Raw genomic sequence first — 21,004 nt, 5'->3', positions numbered from 1 at the left:
ACCCACAGTGACCAACGGAACCACCGTGAACACCGCCCCGGCACACGCCGGGGCGGTGTCCGCTCCCGCAGCCCCCAAAGCAGTGTTCGCAGCAATAGATATCGGGGCGTCCTCCGGCCGCGTCATGCTGGGCCGGGTCTCCCCCTCCACAGGGGTATCCCTCGAGACGATCCACCGCTTCCCCAACGGCGTGGTGGAGCTCGACGGCGGCCTCCGCTGGGACTTCGACGCCCTGTTCGCTGAGGTACTCAAGGGCTTGGCGGCTGCCGCTTCCGTGGCGCGTGGGAACGGCGAGCGCATCGTAAGCATCGGCATTGACACCTGGGCAGTGGACTACGGCCTGGTGAACGATGCCGGCGAACTCACCTCCGTTCCCTTCAGCTACCGGGACGAGCGCAGCCGGGCCGCGGTGGAACGGGTCCATGCTGTCATTTCCCCGGAGAAGCTGTACGCCGTCACAGGCTTGCAGTACTTGCAGTTCAACACGTTGTACCAGCTGGCAGCAGAACCGAACGTGGACGGGGTGCAGGCACTTCTCATCCCTGACCTGATCGCCTTTCTACTCACGGGCGAACGCCGGACCGAGGCGACGAATGCTTCCGCCACGGGGCTCTTCGACGCTGTTGCGGGCGAGTGGGCCGCAGGGTTCCTGGATGCACTCCGGCTGCCCCGGGATATCTTCCCGCCGCTCATCCAGCCCGGTGAAACCGTGGGCACGCTGTTGCCCTCGATCCTCGAGCAAACGGGCCTCCCCGCGGACACCAGAGTGGTTGCGGTTGGCTCGCACGACACCGCGTCAGCCGTGGCGGCGGTGCCGGCGTCGCAGGAAGACTTCGCGTACATTTCCTCCGGCACCTGGTCGCTGGTCGGCGTGGAACTCCCCCACCCCGTCCTCACCGAGGCCAGCCGGATAGCCAACTTCACCAACGAACGCGGGGTGGACGGAACCATCCGGTACCTCCGCAACGTCGGCGGGCTGTGGTTGCTCAGCGAATGCCAGAGGGCATGGGCCGCCGAGGGCTACACACAAGCACTCACCGCCTTGCTTGAGTCCGCCGCAGCCCTCCCTGCCGGCGGTCCGCAGATCAACGCCGATGACCCTGCTTTCACGGCGCCGGACAACATGCCGGACCGGATCCGCACAGCCGTGCGCAGCACCGGTGCGGTGCTCCCGGACCGGCCAGCCGCCGTCGTGCGTTGCATCATGGACAGCCTCGCGGCCGGTTACGCCCGCACGCTGGCCGACGCCGAACGGCTCACCGGCCGCAGTACGGGCGTGGTGCACATCGTGGGCGGCGGTTCGCAGAACCGGCTCCTGTGCCAACTCACCGCAGAGGCTGCCGGTAAGCGCGTAGTGGCTGGACCGGTTGAGGCGACGGCGCTGGGCAACGTGCTGGTCCAGGCAAGGGCCGCGGGTGTGGTGACCGGTGGGCTGGCTGAGCTGCGGGCATTGGCTGGCGCCGGGACGGAACTGGTTCGCTACGAGCCCGCGCTGCTTCGTGACCCGGTTTGAGCCACTTTCCCAGTGACTCCGCCGTCTGAGTCTGCATGCGGTTTCGTCAGTCCGTGGAAGATGATCTGCAGGCTATCGTCCACCGCCTCGCTGAGGTCGAAATTCTCCCCGGAGCCAGTGCTGACCCATTGATAGAGCGCCCCGAGATAGGCTTCCCGGATCAGGTTGCTCGCACGGGTTGGATCGCGCGTCGGATCCAACTCCCCTCTCTGCTGGCCTAATTTCACGAAGTCCACTATGAGATCGGACAGGGCCGGGGCATCGTCTATCGGCCCGCCGGCACGCACCCAAGCGGGAATCAGGACGTGCGTGAGCTGTTTCGTCTGCAAGTTGATGTGGACCAGGTTGCGAATGAACAGCGAGATTTGTTCGGCGATGGGTCGGTTGCTGGTTTCCGGCTTCTCAAGTCCGGCGACGGCCAGGCTCCGCCTGCGCGCCGCCCACTCATCGATAAACGAGCTCTTGCGCGGGAAATAGTTGTACACGGTCTGCCGGGCCGTATCAGCGAGATCGGCGATCTCGTCCATGGTGGTTTCGTCGTACCCTTGCTCCTCAAAAAGCTGCATTGCAGCTTCGTAGAGGCGTCGGCTCGTGTGGATGCGCTTACGTTCCCGGCGGCCGGAAGGCTCCATTGTGGAGGTCTCGTCAGGGGGTGTGCGCATCTCTGATCTCCGTCCCTTTCAAAACCACACGGTTACTTCCACAGCACCAGGTACTTTCACGGGCACCCGGTACTTTCCACAGCACACAGTACAGGAGGGTCCGTTTCCGGCGACCCGTCAACCGTGACTCGATGAGGTCATGAATCGATGAGGCTTCCACACGAGGGCGATTCCATCGGAAAATTAGTTTAGATCCATGTACATATTCCATGGTTGTGCTCATCTTAAAAGAATATCCAGCCGGTTATTGACTGCTAACCAAGGCTAGGAGTATTAATGGACTCACGCCCAAATTTATTGTGAATAATGGAGAGTCAGCGATGAAGCTGGTGATATTCAAGCGTCGGGACTTTCGGGGCAGCGATACAGTGCCGAGGCCGCCACGGAGCCGCGATGAACATCAAGAGCAGGACCCCGTAGCTGCTCGAACACCAAACCGGGCAACAGCCCGGACGCTCCACTGACGACTTCAACGAAGAACAGCGGGGCGCTCCGCCCCAGTCCGGAATGAAGCCACCGTCGTGGCTTTACGGTGGCGCAGGAAGACGGTGGTGCAGGAAAACGGTGGCGCAGGAAAAAAGCCAACGACGACGCGCGGCAGATCCTTGGGGGGTGCCGCGATAGTCTGGCCCACTCCCGCGTTCCGAGCCATGTACAGCTCATCAAACGTCTCCCACGCACAAGCGTCAAGGTCCGGAAGGACACCCTTCGCGGACTCACCCCTGAATGCCCAACCTTGGCTTGCAGCCTTGGCGGCACCCCTTACCACCACGAGAACAAAGGAGTGAATATGTCCAGGTTTGCCATCATCGGTGCCGGCCAAACCGGTGCGACGTTCGCACTGGCTTTGCTGAGCAAGGGCCACGAAGTCGCGCTCTACAGCGACAGGTCTCCACAAAGCTTGTATGAGGACGTCCCAGCCACAGGTACAGCGGTCATGTACGGAGAGGCCTTGGCTGTAGAGGAGCGACTAGGCCTGCACACGTACCGGGATAAGGCTCCGCTGATTGAAGGCCTGACCGGCTGGGTGTCTTCCTCCTCGGGAATGGAAGTCATGGCTATGGCAGGGTCCCTGGGTGACATGCCAGGGGTGGGGGTGGACACACGTCTTCGCTCGTTCGACCGCGTCAATGAATTCATTCGCTTGGGCGGCACCTTCATCGTGGAGGATGTCTCCCCCGAATCACTGGACACGATCGCTGCGGCACATGACCTCACTTTCGTCGCCACCGGCAAGCGCGGGCTAACAGACCTGTTCGCCGGCAATGCAGCCCGGAGCAAGTACACCGAGCCGCAGCGCGCGCTGGCAATGATCACGGTCACTGGCTTGCCGACTGACAGCTCAGCGTTCGCCCACCGATCCGATCACGGGGGCGCCTACAACGCATTCTCGATCGTAGGTGACATGGGCGAGACCATCTGGTGTCCCTACCTGCACAAGACGGCAGGACCGTCCTGGAGCTTTCTCGGCTTTGGAAGGATCGGGACGGAATGGGAGGAACGCCTCTCCTCTCCCAGCAACGCCCAAGAGATGTTGGAGACCGTCAAGGGGCTCCACAAGGAATTCCTCCCGTGGGACGCGGCCTTCATCGCGAACGCTGAAGTCATCCCTGATGACCGTTTTTCCTGGCTGAAGGGACGGGTGAAGCCCACGGTTCGGGATGCGGTGGGGTTTACGGCATCCGGCCACGCCGTGATGTCGCTTGGGGACACGTCGATGACCTTCGACCCCATCGGCGCGCAAGGCGCACAGTCGGGAATGAAGCAGGTTGGCCATTACCTTGACGCACTCGAATCCCACGACGGCCCCTTCGACGCGGAGTGGATCCGTTCCACCTTCGAGGACTTTTTCCATAAATCCGGTCAGGCGTCTACTGCCCTCACCAGTATCCTGCTGGATCAAGACGCCGGTGGCTCAGTAAACGAAACCATATTTCTGGCGTCGAACGGCGATCGGCGCGTTGCGGACGGGTTCTTTCAATTGCTTTCCCGCCCCCAATCGGCACTTCCCTTCAAAGACATCGCTGCCGTGCACGCCTGGATAGAGCAGTTGTGCCCGGGTGAGACTGCGGACGAAATCCTGGGGCGGTCGCTGTCCCGCATCAAGGAAGCCGAGCAACTGCACGCGCAGGGCCTCCCATATTTTCCCCGCGCCTAAACCGCCAACACCCTTCAAAGAAAGCGATTCCAGTCATGTCACAAGGAAACCTCATTTTCAAAGGCGGGCGGATCGTCACAATGGACGATCAACTCGGCGTCATCGACCACGGAGATGTGCTGATCGAAGACGGGGTCATTACCTACGTTGGGCCCGAAGCCCCGACGCCTCGCGGAGACACCGTGGTGGTCGATGCCAAGGGCGGCATCATTACTCCAGGCTTCGTGGACACCCACCGGCACTGTTGGATGACATGCTTGCGCGGCCTCAACGTGGACCACACGCTGATGGAGTACCTCGAGTTCGTCCGGCAGAACGTCGTCAACCTGTTCGGCGTCGAGGACATTTTCCTCGGCAACCATCTGGGCGCACTGGAGGCCCTGGACGCCGGCATTACAACGGTGTTCGATCACTCGCACAACATCATCGGACCGGAGTACGCGGATGCCGCAGTTGAAGGGCTGCGGAGAGCAGGGATCCGTGCCGTCTTCGGTTATGGCTTTCACGACGGCCATGCGGAGCATTCAGGGTTCGACTCACCGGAGGACCGCTACCGGGATGCCCGCCGTATTGCCAAGTCGCTTGAAGACAACCCGCTGCTGGGATTTGGCGTTGCATTGTCTGAGACCGGGATGGTGCCTTGGTCACAAACCAAAAAGGAGATCGCCGTCGGGCGTGAGCTTGGCGGTCTCATCACACTCCATATGGCGTGTGCGCCAGGGCTGGCTGTGTCTACCGGACTCAACGAACTGGTGGACCAAGGGCTGCTGGGTCCGGACTTCGTCCTTTCCCACGGTGTACTGCTGAGCGATGAACAACTCGACATGGTCCGCGACGCCGGTGCCTCGATCGCGGTGGTGCATGATTCCGAACTGGGCATGGGCGAAGGGCCCGTTGTACTTCACAGGGCGTTTCAGAAAGGCCTGAAAACAGGCTTCGGAGCTGACTTTGCCCCCTTGATCAACGGCGACCTTTTCGGGATGATCCGGCTGTCCCTCGCTGTCACACGGGGAGCCCTGCATGCTGATACCGTCGCGCGCGGTGAGCTCATCGGATCGGTGGGAGTGCCGATGCGCTATTTCCTGGAAATGGCAACCGTTCGAGGAGCCGAAGCCCTGGGCCTTGGCACGCAAGTAGGCAGCCTCACACCTGGCAAACGGGGCGATGTTGTCTTGCTCAAGCCGGAAGGAATGTCACTCGTGCCACTGCCCGAGCCCATAGAGTCGTATCCGCTGTATACGAGTTCCAGGAACGTGAACGCAGTCGCCGTGGACGGGCGGCTGGTCAAGAACCACGGCGAGCTCCTGGGCGTCGATCTGCAAGACCTGCGTTCCCGCGCCGAAGAAAGTCATGAGCGAGTGTATGCCGCGGGGGCCCGCGCACCCTTCGCCATGTCGCCACAATGGCGGGAAGAAAACGCAGCCTTCAACGCTTACTGCCTGGCCAATATGGCCGCCGAGTGAAACGGCGGCCAAGATATGCCTGAGGTTACCGAAACAACGGCAGCAGACGTCCGGGAAGCTTTCTCACGCTGGGCGAGCGGTGTCTGCGTAGTTACAACACAAGCACCCGATGGCTCACCAATTGGTGTCACCGCCACCAGCTTCACGGCAGTTTCGATCGACCCGCCGCTCATGCTGTGGTGCTTGGACAACAGATCGCACAGCATGCAGTCGTTCCGGACCGCCGAGACGTACGCCGTTCACATCCTCGGCGAGAACCAGGATCAAACCTCTGCGAGCTTCGCCCGTGCAGGTCGGGACAAGTTTGCCCATCGCCCTGTATCGGAAGGGCCCGTGCCGCACCTGCGCCATTGTCTGGTGCGGCTTGAGTGCCGGCATCACGAGATCATCGACGCCGGCGACCACACGATCTTCATTGGGCGCATCGACAACGTGTCCACCACAGACGGAAATCCGCTCCTCTATTTCCGCGCACGGTATGGGATTTATTCGTCGCATCCCAGCCATGATCCGTTCTCCTTGGAGACATGGCTCTGAGCCGACATGAGTCGAGACCAGACATGCCATGAAGAGCACCCCAGATAAGCCGAACGAAGGACAAGAATGAGCACCACCATTGCACGCCCGTTTGTTGACCCCGCCGCCCTCAAAGCAACCGTCGAAGCCGTCAGCGCCCGGAGGGAACTCGGGCAGGTCACGTTCACCGCCTTCAGCGAATCAGCCGGCGGACTGACCTCAAGGACGGAGACGGGTCCCTTGCTGCAGGCAGGTGTCCCTGATGAGACGCGCCACGGAAAGTACACACTGCACAGCGACGAGCCGGTCCCTTTGCTGGGCACCGACACTGCGCCGAGCCCCGCGGAGTACGTTCTCAAAGCCCTGGCGGGTTGCTACATCGTTACACTCTCTACTCTTGCCGCCTCACGGAACATCACGCTTGAAAAGATCCAGCTCACCCTCAGCTTCGATATCAATCTGAGCGGATTCCTCGGCATCGACGACTCCGTCCGCAAAGGGGCCACGAGCATTCAGGTCGATGTCGAACTCGAAAGCCCTGACGCGCCCCGCGAAGTCCTCGCGGACCTCGCGAAGGCTTTGGAAACCACCTCGCCAATCCGCGATACCCTCGCAAACCCGGTGCAGGTCATCACTACCCTCGTTTAGTTCTTCAGGTCTGCATCCCGGGCCATTTCCTGGAACGGCCCGGGATGCTGCCAGCCCATCCAACCCGGCGGAACGTCTGGTACGTCACAGCGCCGGGTGAGGGTACCGCGCTAAACTGATCGCATTATGATCCGCACAATGTTCAAGTCCAAGATCCACCGCGCAACGGTTACCCATGCCGATCTTCACTACGTCGGTTCGGTCACCGTAGACCTGGACCTCCTGGACGCGGCTGACATCCTCCCCGGCGAGCTCGTCTCCATCGTGGACGTCACTAATGGCGCCCGGCTGGAGACGTACACCATTGCCGGCGAGCGCGGTTCGGGAGTGATCGGGATCAACGGCGCTGCCGCGCACATGGTCCACGTGGGCGACACCGTCATCCTCATCACCTATGCAGAAATGACCACGGAAGAGGCCCGGGCGTATGAACCCAAAGTGGTCCACGTGGGTACGGACAACAAGATCCTGCAACTCGGCAACGACCCCGCCGAGGGCCACACCCCTGGGCTCATGCGCCCGCCGCACGCGCTCAGCAACGCAGCGCACCTCAGCTAGGTTTTCACAGCAACGCCCGACGTCGGCACTCACCGGAGTGCCGACGTCGGGCGCGTTGTGGTCCGGATGGCGGAACGGCGGTGGGAAAACGCTTACTCCGGGCCAGTCAGCCGTTAGGCTGGTGTTCGTGACCCGACGAACCTCCGCCCGCACAGCCCCATGATCGGCGTTTTGTCCGGGTTCTTCGTTGTTTGGGCCATCATTCTGGTGGGCATGTTCGTTGGGCGGCGCGACATCCTGGGCGGGAATGCCCGATCTGTCCTCAGTTCGCTGACATTCTTCGTGGCAAGTCCGGCACTGCTGTTCGAAACCCTGAGCAAAGCCAAACTGCACGACGTCTTTGCCGCTCCCCTGCTGGTCACGGCCGTAGGCGCCGTTGTGACCGGGCTCCTGTTCTTCCTGATCGTGAAGTTCTGGCTGAAGCGTTCCATGCCTGAAGCACTCATGTCATCCATGAGTGCATCGCTGGCCAACTCCGCGAACCTGGGCATCCCCATCGCAGTGTTCGTCCTGGGCGATGCGAGTTACGTGGCACCACTGCTGATCTTCCAACTGGCATTCTTCACACCGATGTACCTGATGGCCCTGGATGCCAGCACCAGTTCACACCGGACCACTCCCCTGCGTTTCGTGCTGATGATCGTCAAGAACCCCATGATCGTTGGCTCCGCGTTGGGCCTGCTCGTGGCGGGAACCGGGTTCGAGGTGCCATCACTGATCCTGGAGCCCATCCATCTGATCGGCGGTGCCGCGATTCCGGCGATGCTCATGGCTTTTGGCATGAGCCTGAACGGTTCCAAGCCCCTGCAGAAGTCCGCGGGCCGCCGGCTCGACACCCTGCTGGCCAGCGGCTTCAAACTGATCGTGCACCCGTTGGTCGCCTACCTTTTCGCCCGCTTTGCCCTCGGGATGGATGGCCATGCCCTATTCGCGGTGGTGGTGACGGCGGCGCTGCCCACAGCGCAGAACGTGTTCGTGGCGGCCAACCGTTACCAGGCAGGTATCACCGTGGCCAAGGACACCGTGCTCATCACCACCATCGTGGCTGTCCCGGCGATGATCGCCGTGGCACTGCTTCTCACCTGACCCAACTGGGTCGCAGATCAGGTCGTTCCCAGCGCTGGGAACGACCTGATCTGCGACCCAGTCGGGTTACTCCTCGTCGGCGCTGGCCAGATAGTGGTCCAGGAGCTGCGCGCAGCGGATGAAGCCCAGGTGCGAGTAGGCCTGGGGGTGGTTGCCAAGATGCGTTTCGGTGCCGGGATCGTATTCCTCGGGCAGCAACCCCGTCGGCCCGAACAACGCCACCAACTGGTTGAACAACTCCAGCGCATCGTCCAGGCGACCCACGGCCAGGTACGCTTCGATCAGCCAGGTGGTGCAGATGTGGAAGCCGCCCTCCAAACCCGGCAGGCCGTCGTCGTACCTGTACCGGAAAACCGTGGGTCCCACGCGCAGCTCCCGCTCCACAGCGGTGACTGTATCCAGGAACCGTTGATCCTGGACATCCAAAAGCCCGGAGAGCCCGATGTGCAGGACGGCAGCGTCAAGGTCGGGGCTGTCATAGGCCACAGTGTAGGAGCGCGCCGACTCATCCCATCCTTCGCGCAGGACCTCGTCTCGAATGGTTGCCGCTTCCGGAGCCCAATCCGGGTGGGGCACCCGTCCGTGCAGGGAGGCGGTCCGCAGGGCCCGGTCCAGCGTCACCCAACACATGGCCTTGGTGTAGACGTGGTGCCGTGGTGCGCGGCGGGCTTCCCAGATACCGTGATCGGGCTCGTGCCAGCGTGCCATGACGGCGTGCGCCATCTGCTCCATGAGGAACCAGTGTTCATCCGGCAGGAAGTTCCGACGTTCAGCAAGGTCACAGATCAGCTCGGCAATGGGCCCGAACACGTCCAGTTGGACCTGGTGGTCCGCGGCGTTCCCGATCCGGACAGGGCGGGAGCCGGCATAACCGGGCAAGCTCTCCACAATGGCTTCCGTGGACAGCGGCGCGCCTGTAACCGAGTAGAGCGGGTGCAGCCATTCCGGACCGGGGGCGTTGTCCAGGATGCGTCCCAGCCACCGCAGGAACCCGTCCGCTTCGGCTGTGGACCCCAAAGACACCAGCGAGTTCACGGTCATGGAGCCATCACGAAGCCAGCAGTACCTGTAGTCCCAATTTCGAGTCCCGCCAATGCCTTCGGGCAAGGAAGTCGTGGGGGCGGCCAGGACGGCGCCCGTCGGTTCGTGAACCAGCGATTTCAGCACCAACGCGGATCGGCGTACCAGCGACGGTTTCATGGTGGGCAGCTGCAGTGCCTTGACCCACTCGCGCATCACCATCCCGACGGCGGCACGGCGGTGGGGTTCGCCAGCTGGGTCGGCGGGCGGCGGCTCGGTATCACCACAGCGCATGTTCAGGACCACAGGGCCATCGCCCAGGCGGACCTCCGCAGTTGCAGTGGCGTACCGGCCGTCGCTGGTGATGGTGAAGTCGACGCCGGGGGCGGACAGGATGATGGGGTCCGAGGTGCCGAGGATATGCACCTCGTCGCCGCGGATTTCCATGCTGAACGGCGCGTTGGCGTAGTCGGGCCGGGGAGCGAAAACCACTCGGGCCGAACCTGTCCCGGACAACACACGGACCAGGCTGGTGATCCCGTCGGGCGCAGGCTCCAAGTAGTCGGTTACGGTGACATCGGCCCAGCGGGTCTCCACGATCATGGTGTTGTCCACATAGCGCTGTGCCAGCACTTGCGACGGCTTCACCGGTTCAACACTGAAATGGCCGGCCGGGTCTCCACCGAGGATATGGGCGAACAATGAACCTGAGTCCGGCAAGGGGTGGCTCATCCAGCAGATCTTGGCATCCGGTGTGAGCAACGCCGTGGAGCTTCCATTGCCGATCATCGAGTGTCGTTCCAGGCCAACCGCGTCTTCGCCAAAGAGCCATGCCCGCCGCAGTTCGAACAGCAGAGCCAGCACGTGCGCAAAGGCTTCGGGGTCCGGAAGGGTGTGTGCCGCCGTCGTACTTCCTGGCCCCACGTGCAAGCCGAGGTCCGGCCCCCTCAAGGTGGCCAGCGCTTTTTCGTCGCTCTCGGCATCGCCTGCGTACAGCGCTGCACTGACTCCCAGCCGGGCGCGGAGCTGCTCCAGGGCTTGGCCTTTCGCCGGTTCCTCCACCGTGAGGTCCAGCACCGTTCCATCGATGATGAAGTAGAGTCCGAATTCGATCGCGATCTTCTGCGAGGCATAGACCGCCCTGTCCACAACCTCGGGTGTGGCCGGCCGGGTATGGACAGCAACGCCTACGGGCTTTCGGACAACGCTGATGCCCTTTTCGAATCCCACGGCCTCGGTCAACGCCGTGGCTACCTGCTGGAGCAACTGTTCCGTGGCAAGGGAAAGCGTGTAGGCGTAGCCCATGTCGAACTCCACCCCGTGGGAACCCACCAAATGAACCTCGGCCGGAAGCCGGGACACTGCTGCCAGGTCCCGCAGCGACCTGCCGGAAATGATGGCGGCGTGGGTGTTGGGCAGGGCCGCGAGCGCACGAAGGGCCACTGCCGCACTGTCCAGGGGAAGCGTCTCGGTTGATACCCCTTCCGCGGAGCAGAGCGTCCCGCCGTAATTGCAGGCCACCAGGAGGCCGGGGACCCTGGCAAGGACCTTCAGCTCCGCGAACAACTCCGGGGTGATGCCGTTGTGCGCGTCGGATTGCAGGGCGGTCCGGAGAAGGCCCAGCGGGAGCGATTTCATCAGCAGCGCGGAATCGGCGACTGCTTGATTCAAGTGCGTGGGCATGGCGGATCCTTCCGAAGCGGATAACTACAGTCTCCGCCCGGATGGTTTCGCTTGACTACGCAGTAGATTGCAAACGAGTAAAGCTTTTCCTTGGATTTATGCGGGTTCTTAGGCCGGTACCAGTCCGGCCACCTCGGCAAGCAGCTCCACGGACCGCAACCGCTCTTCGGTGCCGATGCTCTGGTGTGCCACGATCAGTTCGTCGGCGCCGGCGAAGGCAGTGAACTCATCCAGGTACTCGCGGACAACGTCCTTGGTACCGACTGCCGAGAACTTCATCATCTGGGCGATGTGCTGGCCCTGCGGGGAATCAAGCACCATGTCCGCTTCGTCGTCCGTGAACTCGCGCCCGCCGCCGAAAAACAGGGAAACGCGAGCACGCTTCACTGCCAGGTGGATGGCCTGCGCCTCGGCATTGTTGTCCGCCGCGGTGACGTTCACTCCCGCGATCACGTACGGCTCGGACAACTGCTCCGAGGGCTTGAACTCCCGGCGGTAAATGGCAACCGCATCCTGGAGCGCGGCTGGGGCAAAGTGTGAAGCAAAGGCATACGGCAAGCCCAGCTGGGCGGCCAGCTGCGCGCCGAACAGAGAGGAACCCAGAATGTAGAGCGGCACGTTGGTGCCCTTGCCCGGCGTGGCTTCGACGCCCTGGATGCGGGTGGGACCCGTGAGGTAGCCCTGCAGCTCCAGGACGTCCTGCGGGAACCTGTCCGAGGACGTGTGATCGCGGCGCAGCGCCCGCATGGTGTTCTGGTCGCTGCCGGGGGCTCGTCCCAAACCGAGGTCGATGCGTCCCGGGTGGAGCGTCTCCAGCGTGCCGAACTGTTCGGCAATGGTCAGCGGCGAGTGGTTGGGCAGCATCACACCGCCGGCGCCCAGGCGGATGGTGTTGGTGTGCGCGGCAATGTGGGCGATCAGCACGCTCGTGGCCGAGGACGCGATGGCAGACATGTTGTGGTGTTCGGCGTACCAAACACGGCGGTAGCCCAGCTCTTCGGCTTTCTGCGCCATGGCGACACTGCCCGCGAGGCTCTCTGCCACCGTCTGGCCCTTCCCGATGGTTGCCAGGTCGAGGATGGAAAGAGGAACAGTCACGGTGAAGCCTTTCGGTACGTTTCGCGGCGCCCGCTTCTGCTTTCCGGGCACTCCAGCAACAACGACGGCGGCACCCGGCTTATTTCTGTGAGTTGCGTCGCGTGCTGTTCGGGTACCGCTTTTATGACCCAGTTCGACGCCCGATTAACTGCCGTGAACCCCTGTATCCCAGGGTTTCGGAGCGCTTTGACCGCCCTCGCGAGCCTGCCGGATAGTTGCAGCCACGACTACGCATCAGAGCCCCTCGAGGAGAACCCATGGCACGTTTTACCGCCGCATCCGGCATCACCGCGGCGCTGGCCGCCACCGCCCTGCTGGGGTTGACGGCATGCTCGGATCCAGGAGCCACGGCAGCCGCGTCAGCGCCGGCGTCGAACGCTTCATCCAGCGCAACCAAACAATTCAACCTGACCCCGCAGCAGGACCGCATCAAGGTATCCGTGGATTCCGCTGCGGCAGCTCTGGTCCCCGACGCCATCAAAGCCGACGGCAAACTGACCGTGGTGACCACCGGCGGCACTCCCCCGTTGAGCACGTTCGCCACTGACAACAAGACCCTGATCGGCAGCGAAGTGGATATTGCCTATGCTGTGGGCGAGAGCCTTGGCCTGCAGGTCGAGGTGCTGCCGGTAGCGTGGGCCGACTGGCCGCTGGGCGTCGAATCCGGAAAATACGAGGCCGTCCTCTCCAATGTCACGGTCACCGAGGCCCGCAAGGAAAAGTTCGACTTCGCCACCTACCGCAACGATCTCCTGGGCTTCTACGCCAAGGCCGACTCCGACATCTCAACTGTGAAGGAGCCCAAGGACGTTGCCGGCAAACGCATCATCGTCGGCTCGGGCACCAACCAGGAAGCCATCCTGGTGCGCTGGGACGAGGAGAACAAGAAGAACGGCCTGAAGCCGGTCGAGTTCCAGTATTACGACGACGACTCCGCCTCCCAGCTTGCCCTCCAGTCAGGCCGTGCGGACCTGACGTTCGGGCCCAACGCCTCCGCCGCCTACAAGGCCGCCAAGGACGGCAAGACCAAGGAAGTGGGGACCCTCGCCGGAGGGTGGCCGCTGAAGGCCGAAATTGCCTTCACCACCCAGAAGGGAAACGGCTTGGCTGTGGCAGCCCAGGCTGCGCTTAACACCCTCATCAAGGATGGCAACTACGCCAAGATCCTGGATCGCTGGGGACTGTCCTCGGAGGCAATCCCTGCATCCGAACTGAACCCGGCGGGCTTGCCCAAGAAGTAGAACGCCAAAGCCACTCACGCTTCCAATACCGAATCCCCGCCGGACACCAGCCGGCGGGGATTCTTGGCGTTGCATGAAGCAGACCAAGCATGAAGCAACCCGATATGCGCGTTTAGCGCAATAACCCTTGCGCTAAACGCGCAACTTTCCTATGATCGTAATCATGATCCGGGCCGAGCGGCCCGGCCCCCTCCCCCAACAACAACGAGGTTGCTGCATGTCTGTCCCAATCAAGGCCACTATGGAAAAGATTCCTGGCGGCATGATGCTTATCCCTCTGCTGATCGGCGCCCTTCTGGGCACCTTCGCGCCAGACTCAGCCAAATTCTTCGGTTCATTCACCGGTGCGTTGTTTACCGGAGGCACCACCATCCTCGCGGTTTTCTATGTATGCATGGGAGCCAGCATCGATATCAAGGCCACGCCCTACATCCTGAAAAAGGGCGGCGTCCTCTTCGGCAGCAAGATCCTTTTCGCGATCATCATTGGCGTCGTCGCCGGCAGGTTCATGGGTGAACTCCCCATCAATGGTGGACTGCTCACTGGCTTGTCGGTCCTGGCCATCCTCGCTGCCCTGAATGACACGAACGGCGGCATGTACATGGCCCTCATGGGGCAGTACGGCAAGCCTAAGGACGTGGCCGCATACTCGGTCATGACGCTCGAATCAGGGCCCTTCCTCACCATGATCACCCTGGGTGTCGCAGGCCTGTCGGCCTTCCCATGGCAGGCACTGGTGGGCGCTATCATTCCTTTGCTCCTCGGAGCCATCCTGGGCGCCCTGGACCCGGCAATGCGAAAGTTCCTCTCTTCCGCCGCGCCTGTCCTCATCCCCTTCTTCGCCCTCGCCCTGGGCTTCGGCCTCAACCTTGGACAAGTAGTCAACGCCGGGCTTCTGGGCGTCGCACTTGGCCTGTTCGTGCTGATCGGCGGCGGAGCTGTCCTCTTCTTCGCGGACAAGCTGACCGGAGGATCAGGCATCGCCGGGCTGGCAGCAGCGACCACGGCAGGCAACGCTGCCACCGTTCCCATGCTGGTAGCCGCTGCGAACCCCGCCTACGCTCCCGCAGCTGGACCAGCCACAGTACTGGTTGCCGCTTCCGTGGTGGTCACCGCCATCGGCTGCCCCCTCATGGTCGCCTGGTACGCCAAGCGCCTGAAGACCAAGGACGCCGCAGCATCGCCCGAGGTTGCACACGCCGTATGAAAACCGACGCACCCACGCGCTGGGCAATCATCGCCGACGACCTGACAGGAGCGGCAGATGCCGCTGCCGCTTACGGCGCCACCCACAGCAGCTGCGTACTCCTCGACCTGAAGTGCGCCTGGCCCGAGGCTGAGATTCTTTCGATCAATACCGAGAGCCGGTACCTGGCAGGGGAAGAGGCCGCCTCCGCCGTCTCCTCCGCCACCGGCTACGCCCTGGGCCAGCACCGCAAGGTGTTCAAGAAGATCGATTCGCTGCTTCGCGGCAATCTGGGCGTGGAAGTCGCGGCAATACTTGCGCAGTTCGCGCAGAGCGACGGCCAAAGCTTGGCCATTGTGGCACCGGCGTTTCCGGGCACAGGGCGGAGCACACGCGACGGCATTGTCCACGTCGACGGCGTACAAAACACAGGAGGAGCCTTCGGTGGCGACGTTGCCAGCGCACTTGCCGCCGGGGACCTCACCGCAGAAGTGGTGCCCTTACGGTCCGGACGCAAGCCCGAGGAACTGGCGCGGCACCTCCGGGATGTCCACGCACGCGGGATTGACGCCGTCGTACTGGACGCCGGTTCCGACCAGGACTTGAAGGACATCGCGGCCGCTGCGGAACTGCTGGATTTCCGCACGCTCCTCGTCGGTTCGGGCGGGCTGGCCGGGCACATCGCCGACAGGGAAACCCTGAAGACCCGCGAAACTCAGACACGACACATCAGCCGGACCCTGACCGTCATCGGCAGCTATTCCGGCCTCGCCACGAAGCAAACCGGGGAACTCGTTGCGGCCGGGGCTGAGCACATCCAACTGGACCACGCCACTCTGGATGGTGCTGCGGTTCCGGGCAAGGTTGCCCAGGCCATGGCCCGGGCAAACGTGGTGCTGACGCCAGACCCGATGAGTATCGTGGACAAGTCGCAGGCGCTGTTGGTGGCCGAGGCCCTGGCCCGCGCCACCGCTGCCGGCATCGGACAGTGCGATGCCCTCGTCCTGACCGGCGGCGAGACGGCCGCTGCCGTCCTGAAGGCCCTCGGCGTGGGAAGCTTCACCGTCCTCGGCGAAATTGAGCCCGGCGTCGTGATGAGCCTCCTGCCCGAACCTCTCCCGCTCCTGGTCACCAAGGCCGGTGCCTTCGGGGACGCTGGAACGCTGGCCCGGACCACACAAGCTCTCACTGAACCAACTACTGAAATGAGTATCAAATAATGGGACGCCCAATTGTTGCAATCACTATGGGCGATGCAGCCGGCATCGGTCCGGAAATCATCGTCAAGGCCCTCGCTGACGGGGAGTTGCGGTCCAAGGCCCGAATGCTCGTCGTCGGTGATCTTCGCCGGCTGCAGCTTGCGGCGGGCATCGTTTCCAGCCCGCTGACCCTCCGCAAGGTCTCCGCCCCTTCGGAGGCCCTGTTCGAGGAGGGCACCATCGATGTGCTCGATATCGACTGCATCCCCGAAGACCTCGCATGGGGTGAACTCTCGGCAGCGGCAGGGCACGGTTCATACCTCTTCATCGAAAAGGCCGTTGCCCTCGCCATGGACCACCAGGTGGACGCCATCTGCACGGGGCCACTCAACAAGGCAGCTCTGCACGCAGCTGGCCATAAATTCCCGGGCCACACCGAACTCCTCGCCGAGCTGACCGGCACTGAGGAGGTGTCCATGATGCTGACGGCCCCGAAAATGCGCGTCATCCACGTCACTACGCACATCGGCCTCATCGATGCGATTGCGAAGATCAACGGTGACCTTGTTTACCGGACCATCAAGCGCGGCTATGAACTGCTGCGCGCCTCCGGGATCGAAAACCCGAGGATCGCCGTCTGCGCCATCAATCCCCACGCCGGCGAAAACGGACTCTTCGGCTATGGCGAAGAGGCGGAGAAGATCCAGCCGGGCATCGAGAAGGCCCAAGCGGACGGTATCGATGCCTTCGGCCCCCTCCCTGCGGACACCCTGTTCTTCCTCGCCGGCCGCGGCGACTTCGACCTTGTGGTTGCCCAGTACCACGACCAAGGCCACGGCCCGGTCAAGGTCCTCGGCCTGGAGAACGGCGTCAACATCACCGTGGGCCTCCCCGTGGTGCGCACATCAGTGGACCACGGCACCGCCTTCGACATCGCCGGCAAGAATATCGCCGATCACGAGTCACTCCTGGAGGCACTGCGGCAGGCAGTGGACCTTGCACCGTCCCGCGAGTAACTTGCGTAACTGACGTCATCCTTTTGCACGGCCGGTCAGCCTGGCTGGTCGGCCGTTGCCGTTAATTCGGGAGCCGCCACTAGCATGGTTAGGACTGCCAGCGGAAGGGGACGGGAATGTTGAGCGCAAACGCGCGGCGCGAGGAGATCTACCACCTGGCCGTGACCACCGGCCTGGCATCCGTGGAGGAACTCTCCGCACGCTTCGAGGTCACAGCATCCACTATCCGCCGTGACTTGGCGCTGCTGAACGGGCAGGGCCGGCTGGCCCGCACCTACGGCGGGGCCATGGCTTTGGGTGCCCATCCGGAAGCATCGCTGCGGCAGCGGACCGGCGAAGCCTTCGAACAGAAGCACGCCATCGCCCGCTGGGCCGCCTCCATCATCATGCCTGGAGAGAACATCCTGCTCGACGCGGGATCCACCGTGGGAGCCCTGGCCCATGAGTTACGCGGGTTCGAAAAGCTGTCCGTGACCACGCCGGGCATCAACACCATGCAGGAACTGGGCGATTCCGAGGGCATACAGGTGGACTGCCTGGGTGGCCGCCTCCGCAACGTCAGCCAAAGCTTTGTGGGGCCCCTCGCCGAGGTGGCTCTGGAACGGATGAGCTTCGACCGCGTATTCCTCGGCGCCGACGCCGTAACCGCCGAGGACGGCATTTGCGAAGCCGATCATGCCCAGACCCGGCTTAAGGAGCTCATGGCCCGCCGCGGCAACAGCGTTTATGTGCTCGCGGACTCCTCCAAGCTAGGGCTCCGACCCTTCCATGCCTGGGCCCGGCTCGCACTCCCATGGACCTTGGTAACGGACGGTGGCGCCGACCCCCAGCAGGTGCGGAAGTTCCGGGATGCCGGGGTGGTCGTTGAGCTGGTCGAGGTTTCCCAGGGCCTTCGCGCAGGTTAGAAGTGCGCGGGGTCCGTGTTCGCGCCACAAAGCACGACGGCGACCGTCTCACCATCGCGCGGGGAGTACGCGCCCGAGAGCAGCGCCGCATAGGCTGCCGCAGCACCATGCTCCACCACGATCCGGTGCCTCTCCCAGAGTGCCCGCCTGGCATCCACGATGTCCTCGTCCGTGACCAGCACGCTCTGGACCCCCGTGCGGCGTGCCACTCCGAAGCCGATCTCGCCGATCCGCCGCGCACCCAGGGAATCTGCGGCAATGCCGGAGACAGCCACATCTACCGGTTCCCCCTGGGCCAACGCGGTGTGCAGGGTTGGAACTGTTTCAGGTTCGACGCCCACCACATGGGCCCGCCCCTCCGCGGCCGCGGCGATGCCGCCCATCAACCCACCGCCGCCTACGGCAACCAGGATGGTGTCGACGTCGGGCAGTTCATCCAGCAGCTCAAGCCCCACGCCACCGGCGCCGGCCACGATCTCAGGCTGGTCGTAGGCGTGGCAATAGACTGCGCCTTTCTCCTCCGCGAACTTCACGGCGGCGGCGTAGGCCTCGGCGTACTCAGCGCCGCCTTGGACTACGGTGGCCCCGATGGCGTAAAGCTTGTGAACCTTGTTTGCCGGAGCGGACTCGGGAACGAACACGGTGGCCGGAACTCCGAGCTTGGCTGCAGCATACGCGTTGGCCAGGCCCGCGTTGCCACCGGACGCCACCACGATCCCCACCTCGGGGTCCAGCTGGCCGTTCTCCTTCGCGGTGAGCAACCTGTTGAAGGCACCCCGGGCTTTGAAGGATCCGGTGTGCTGCATGTATTCGCACTTGAACCACAGGTGATAAGGCTCCTGGTTCCCGCTTTCAGCAAGGGGCGTGTGCCGCACCCAGCCCGATGTCCGGGCGTATGCTGCTTCTACTTCTTCGCGTGTGACCATGTGGGTGTACCTTTCGTCAGGTTTCATCCTATGGTTTGCGCAGGGAAAGCCGTCGGCTTCCAGAGAAATCGGCTTCCACAGAAAATGGAGGCCCAGCGGGTGGCCCGCGCCGCAGCTGAACACAGAAAACCATCGGCCATAGGTGTGATGCACCAGCCGAATATTTGGCGAAGGCATCCTGGCTAAACGATATGACCGTCCGGCATAGGCTTGATCCATGCCTGACTTTGTCCTCCGCCCCGCCGCAGCCACCGACGCCGCCTGGATCGCCGAGCTTCGCGCGGTGGTGATGCGGCCGGATCTCGAACGGTTGCAGCGTTTCGATCCTGTCCGTGTCCGCGAGCGCTTCCTGAATTCGTTCCAGCCCGAGCACACCTTCATCATCCATTCCGACGGCGTCGACGCCGGGGTGATCGCGGTCAGGCCCGAAGCGGAGGCCCGGTGGATAGAACATTTCTTCATCGCCCCGGCACACCAGGGCAAGGGTCTGGGCGGCGCCGTGCTCCAGCATGTGATGGCGGCATCGGTGGACGAGCGTCCCTTCCGCCTGGACGTGCTCCAAGGTAGCCCGGCCCGCCGTCTCTATGAACGGCACGGCTTCGTCCTGGAAACCGAGGACCCGGTGGACGTTTTCATGGTGGCCCCGGGCAACAGCTGACCACGCCTGCCCGGAATGCGGTAACCTCAGCACACACCACGCGGCTACGACGCGATACTTTCCGGGGGGAAAAATGGGGAACTTTGGAGCGCGCCTGTTAAGAGGGCGCCTGTTAAGACGTGCAACCACTACCGCAATGGCAACGGGCCTCTTGGCATCCGGGCTGGTGGGTGCCGGACCAGCCACCGCCGACTACCAGCCCACTCCATACATTGATGGTGTCCCTTACGTCGGCTCCGAGATGCGCCGGCAGTACAACTACGACTACTGGGGTTGCAGGAATCCTGATGGCTCGGGCGATGCCATCACCCTGGAGTGGCTGCGCGACGGCGAGCCCCTTCCGCAGGAGCGCCAGGGTGAAACCCTGAAAATCCTGCCCGAAGACCAGGGCTCCAGGATTTCAATGCGTGTCCACCCACTGACTCCCGGTGCGCAGGGATGCCCCACAGGCACGCAGCTGAGTGCGGAGACTGCCCCGATCAAAGCCTCCAACCGGGCAATGGGCTGGACCGGCCGCGGCAACTTCGAACCCCTCGCACGAACTCCCGATGGCAGGCTGATCCTGTACCCGCGGACCTACACGTATTACAAGGGTGCCTGCGAAGGGCCCTGCCCGGCGTACTGGGGAACCTGGGACGAACCCCGGCAGGTAGGGGCGGGCTGGAACATGTTCAACATTGTCTTCTCGCCCGGCGACTTCGACGGCGACGGGTTCAATGACCTCCTTGCCAGGAACTCCGCGGGCCAGTTGTTCCTCTACCCGGGTGACGGCGACGGCGGGTGGCTTCCCGCCCGCCAGGTAGGCGCCGGCTGGAACATCTTCGACTCGATCGTGGGTCCCGGGGACTTCAACGGTGACGGCACCAACGATGTCCTTGCCCGGAATCCCGCGGGTGACCTGTTCCTCTATCCCGGAGACGGCGACGGCGGGTGGCTCGCACCCAGCAAGGTGGGCTGGGGCTGGCAGGTCATGAACAAGATCATCACCACAGGTGACATGAACGGCGACGGCACAGTGGAGATCTTCGGCCGCGACCACAGTGGCGGCCTCCAGTTGTACCCCACCGACGGCCAGGGTGGTTGGGGAGTCCCGGCCTTCATGGGCGGCGGCTGGAACACGTTCCAGGACGTGTCGGGTCTGGGCAGCTTCGCTCATCAGAAGTACAACAACCTGGTTGCCATTAACGAAACCGGCGATCTTGTCCTGTACTCCACCGGCGCCGCCACCACGGGGCTTTATGGTCCCTACGGGCCGGTCGGCAACGGCTGGGATGTGTTCCGGGAACTTCTCTAGCCGTCGGGTTAGAGCGGTTGCCCCCACACCGTCAGCTGGAGTTTGACTGTGGCACGGGCATCATCCAAACCCTCCGATGCGAAATTCTGCTGGATCATTGCCAGGAACAGGCGGAGCGGCCCCCGCGTTTCAGGGGTTCTTCTCCACTCCCAACGGAATGATCCAGCAGAATTT

At 63.2% G+C, this 21,004-nt stretch carries 18 protein-coding genes; 14 read left to right on the top strand and 4 right to left on the bottom strand.

The genetic code is table 11. The annotated features are described in order from the left end of the window. Positions 1 to 7: 7 nt before the first annotated feature. A complete protein-coding gene (locus IEY62_RS16995) occupies positions 8 to 1,513 on the top strand; it encodes a rhamnulokinase (RefSeq protein ID WP_189020012.1) in 1,506 nt (501 codons plus the stop codon). On the opposite strand, the gene IEY62_RS16990 is transcribed toward IEY62_RS16995, so the two are convergent. Further along, on the bottom strand, positions 1,480 to 2,079 hold the full coding sequence (locus IEY62_RS16990) for a TetR/AcrR family transcriptional regulator (protein WP_189020010.1): 600 nt from the start codon (positions 2,077 to 2,079) through the stop codon (positions 1,480 to 1,482). The genes IEY62_RS16995 and IEY62_RS16990 overlap by 34 nt on opposite strands. An 886-nt stretch (positions 2,080 to 2,965) precedes the next feature. Here IEY62_RS16990 and IEY62_RS16985 point away from each other — a divergent pair. From IEY62_RS16985 to IEY62_RS16960, 6 genes are all read left to right on the top strand, one after another. Further along, a complete protein-coding gene (locus IEY62_RS16985) occupies positions 2,966 to 4,333 on the top strand; it encodes a styrene monooxygenase/indole monooxygenase family protein (RefSeq protein WP_189020008.1) in 1,368 nt (455 codons plus the stop codon). Positions 4,334 to 4,368: 35 nt separating this feature from the next. Further along, a complete protein-coding gene (locus IEY62_RS16980; RefSeq protein ID WP_189020006.1) occupies positions 4,369 to 5,796 on the top strand; it encodes an amidohydrolase family protein in 1,428 nt (475 codons plus the stop codon). Positions 5,797 to 5,811: 15 nt separating this feature from the next. Continuing rightward, positions 5,812 to 6,333: a flavin reductase family protein gene (locus IEY62_RS16975; RefSeq protein WP_189020004.1), complete on the top strand. Its 522-nt coding sequence runs from the start codon at positions 5,812 to 5,814 to the stop codon at positions 6,331 to 6,333. A gap of 66 nt (positions 6,334 to 6,399) precedes the next feature. Next, entirely contained in the window at positions 6,400 to 6,960 is a 561-nt protein-coding gene (locus IEY62_RS16970; protein ID WP_189020001.1) for an OsmC family protein, read from the top strand. A gap of 126 nt (positions 6,961 to 7,086) precedes the next feature. Further along, on the top strand, positions 7,087 to 7,518 hold the full coding sequence (gene panD, locus IEY62_RS16965) for an aspartate 1-decarboxylase (protein ID WP_189019999.1): 432 nt from the start codon (positions 7,087 to 7,089) through the stop codon (positions 7,516 to 7,518). A 159-nt stretch (positions 7,519 to 7,677) separates the two neighbouring features. After that, positions 7,678 to 8,604 carry an AEC family transporter gene (locus IEY62_RS16960; RefSeq protein ID WP_189019997.1) on the top strand — a complete coding sequence of 309 codons (927 nt, stop codon included), beginning with the start codon at positions 7,678 to 7,680 and terminating at the stop codon, positions 8,602 to 8,604. A gap of 66 nt (positions 8,605 to 8,670) precedes the next feature. On the opposite strand, the gene IEY62_RS16955 is transcribed toward IEY62_RS16960, so the two are convergent. Both IEY62_RS16955 and IEY62_RS16950 read right to left on the bottom strand, forming a co-directional pair. Continuing rightward, complete coding sequence (locus IEY62_RS16955) at positions 8,671 to 11,307, bottom strand: trehalase-like domain-containing protein (protein WP_189019995.1); 2,637 nt, start codon at positions 11,305 to 11,307, stop codon at positions 8,671 to 8,673. Between the two features lie 108 nt (positions 11,308 to 11,415). Further along, entirely contained in the window at positions 11,416 to 12,405 is a 990-nt protein-coding gene (locus tag IEY62_RS16950; protein WP_189019992.1) for an LLM class flavin-dependent oxidoreductase, read from the bottom strand. A 257-nt stretch (positions 12,406 to 12,662) separates the two neighbouring features. On the opposite strand from IEY62_RS16950, the gene IEY62_RS16945 reads away from it, so the two are divergent. The 5 genes from IEY62_RS16945 to IEY62_RS16925 all read left to right on the top strand — a co-directional run bounded on the left by IEY62_RS16945 (position 12,663) and on the right by IEY62_RS16925 (position 17,952). Further along, positions 12,663 to 13,646 carry an ABC transporter substrate-binding protein gene (locus IEY62_RS16945; RefSeq protein WP_189019990.1) on the top strand — a complete coding sequence of 328 codons (984 nt, stop codon included), beginning with the start codon at positions 12,663 to 12,665 and terminating at the stop codon, positions 13,644 to 13,646. A 217-nt stretch (positions 13,647 to 13,863) separates the two neighbouring features. Further along, positions 13,864 to 14,853: a 2-keto-3-deoxygluconate permease gene (locus tag IEY62_RS16940; protein ID WP_189019988.1), complete on the top strand. Its 990-nt coding sequence runs from the start codon at positions 13,864 to 13,866 to the stop codon at positions 14,851 to 14,853. Then, on the top strand, positions 14,850 to 16,052 hold the full coding sequence (locus tag IEY62_RS16935; RefSeq protein WP_189019986.1) for a four-carbon acid sugar kinase family protein: 1,203 nt from the start codon (positions 14,850 to 14,852) through the stop codon (positions 16,050 to 16,052). The genes IEY62_RS16940 and IEY62_RS16935 overlap by 4 nt, the downstream gene beginning before the upstream one ends. Further along, complete coding sequence (gene pdxA, locus IEY62_RS16930) at positions 16,052 to 17,047, top strand: 4-hydroxythreonine-4-phosphate dehydrogenase PdxA (RefSeq protein ID WP_189019984.1); 996 nt, start codon at positions 16,052 to 16,054, stop codon at positions 17,045 to 17,047. The genes IEY62_RS16935 and pdxA overlap by 1 nt, the downstream gene beginning before the upstream one ends. A 116-nt stretch (positions 17,048 to 17,163) precedes the next feature. Next, a complete protein-coding gene (locus IEY62_RS16925) occupies positions 17,164 to 17,952 on the top strand; it encodes a DeoR/GlpR family DNA-binding transcription regulator (protein ID WP_189019982.1) in 789 nt (262 codons plus the stop codon). Here the strand turns inward: IEY62_RS16925 and IEY62_RS16920 are convergent. Continuing rightward, positions 17,949 to 18,878 carry a threonine/serine dehydratase gene (locus tag IEY62_RS16920; RefSeq protein ID WP_189019980.1) on the bottom strand — a complete coding sequence of 310 codons (930 nt, stop codon included), beginning with the start codon at positions 18,876 to 18,878 and terminating at the stop codon, positions 17,949 to 17,951. The genes IEY62_RS16925 and IEY62_RS16920 overlap by 4 nt on opposite strands. Positions 18,879 to 19,095: 217 nt before the next feature. Between IEY62_RS16920 and IEY62_RS16915 the strand changes: the two genes are divergently transcribed. After that, positions 19,096 to 19,536 (top strand): GNAT family N-acetyltransferase, encoded by a 441-nt coding sequence (locus IEY62_RS16915; protein WP_189019978.1) that lies wholly within the window; start codon positions 19,096 to 19,098, stop codon positions 19,534 to 19,536. 136 nt (positions 19,537 to 19,672) lie between these two features. Next, positions 19,673 to 20,830: an FG-GAP repeat domain-containing protein gene (locus IEY62_RS16910; RefSeq protein ID WP_189019976.1), complete on the top strand. Its 1,158-nt coding sequence runs from the start codon at positions 19,673 to 19,675 to the stop codon at positions 20,828 to 20,830. Positions 20,831 to 21,004 lie beyond the last annotated feature (174 nt).

The organism is Paenarthrobacter histidinolovorans (assembly GCF_014647595.1).
Taxonomy (GTDB): Bacteria; Actinomycetota; Actinomycetes; order Actinomycetales; family Micrococcaceae; genus Arthrobacter; species Arthrobacter histidinolovorans.
Note: the sequence above shows the minus strand (reverse complement) of the source record. Positions and strands in the feature narration are given on the sequence as shown.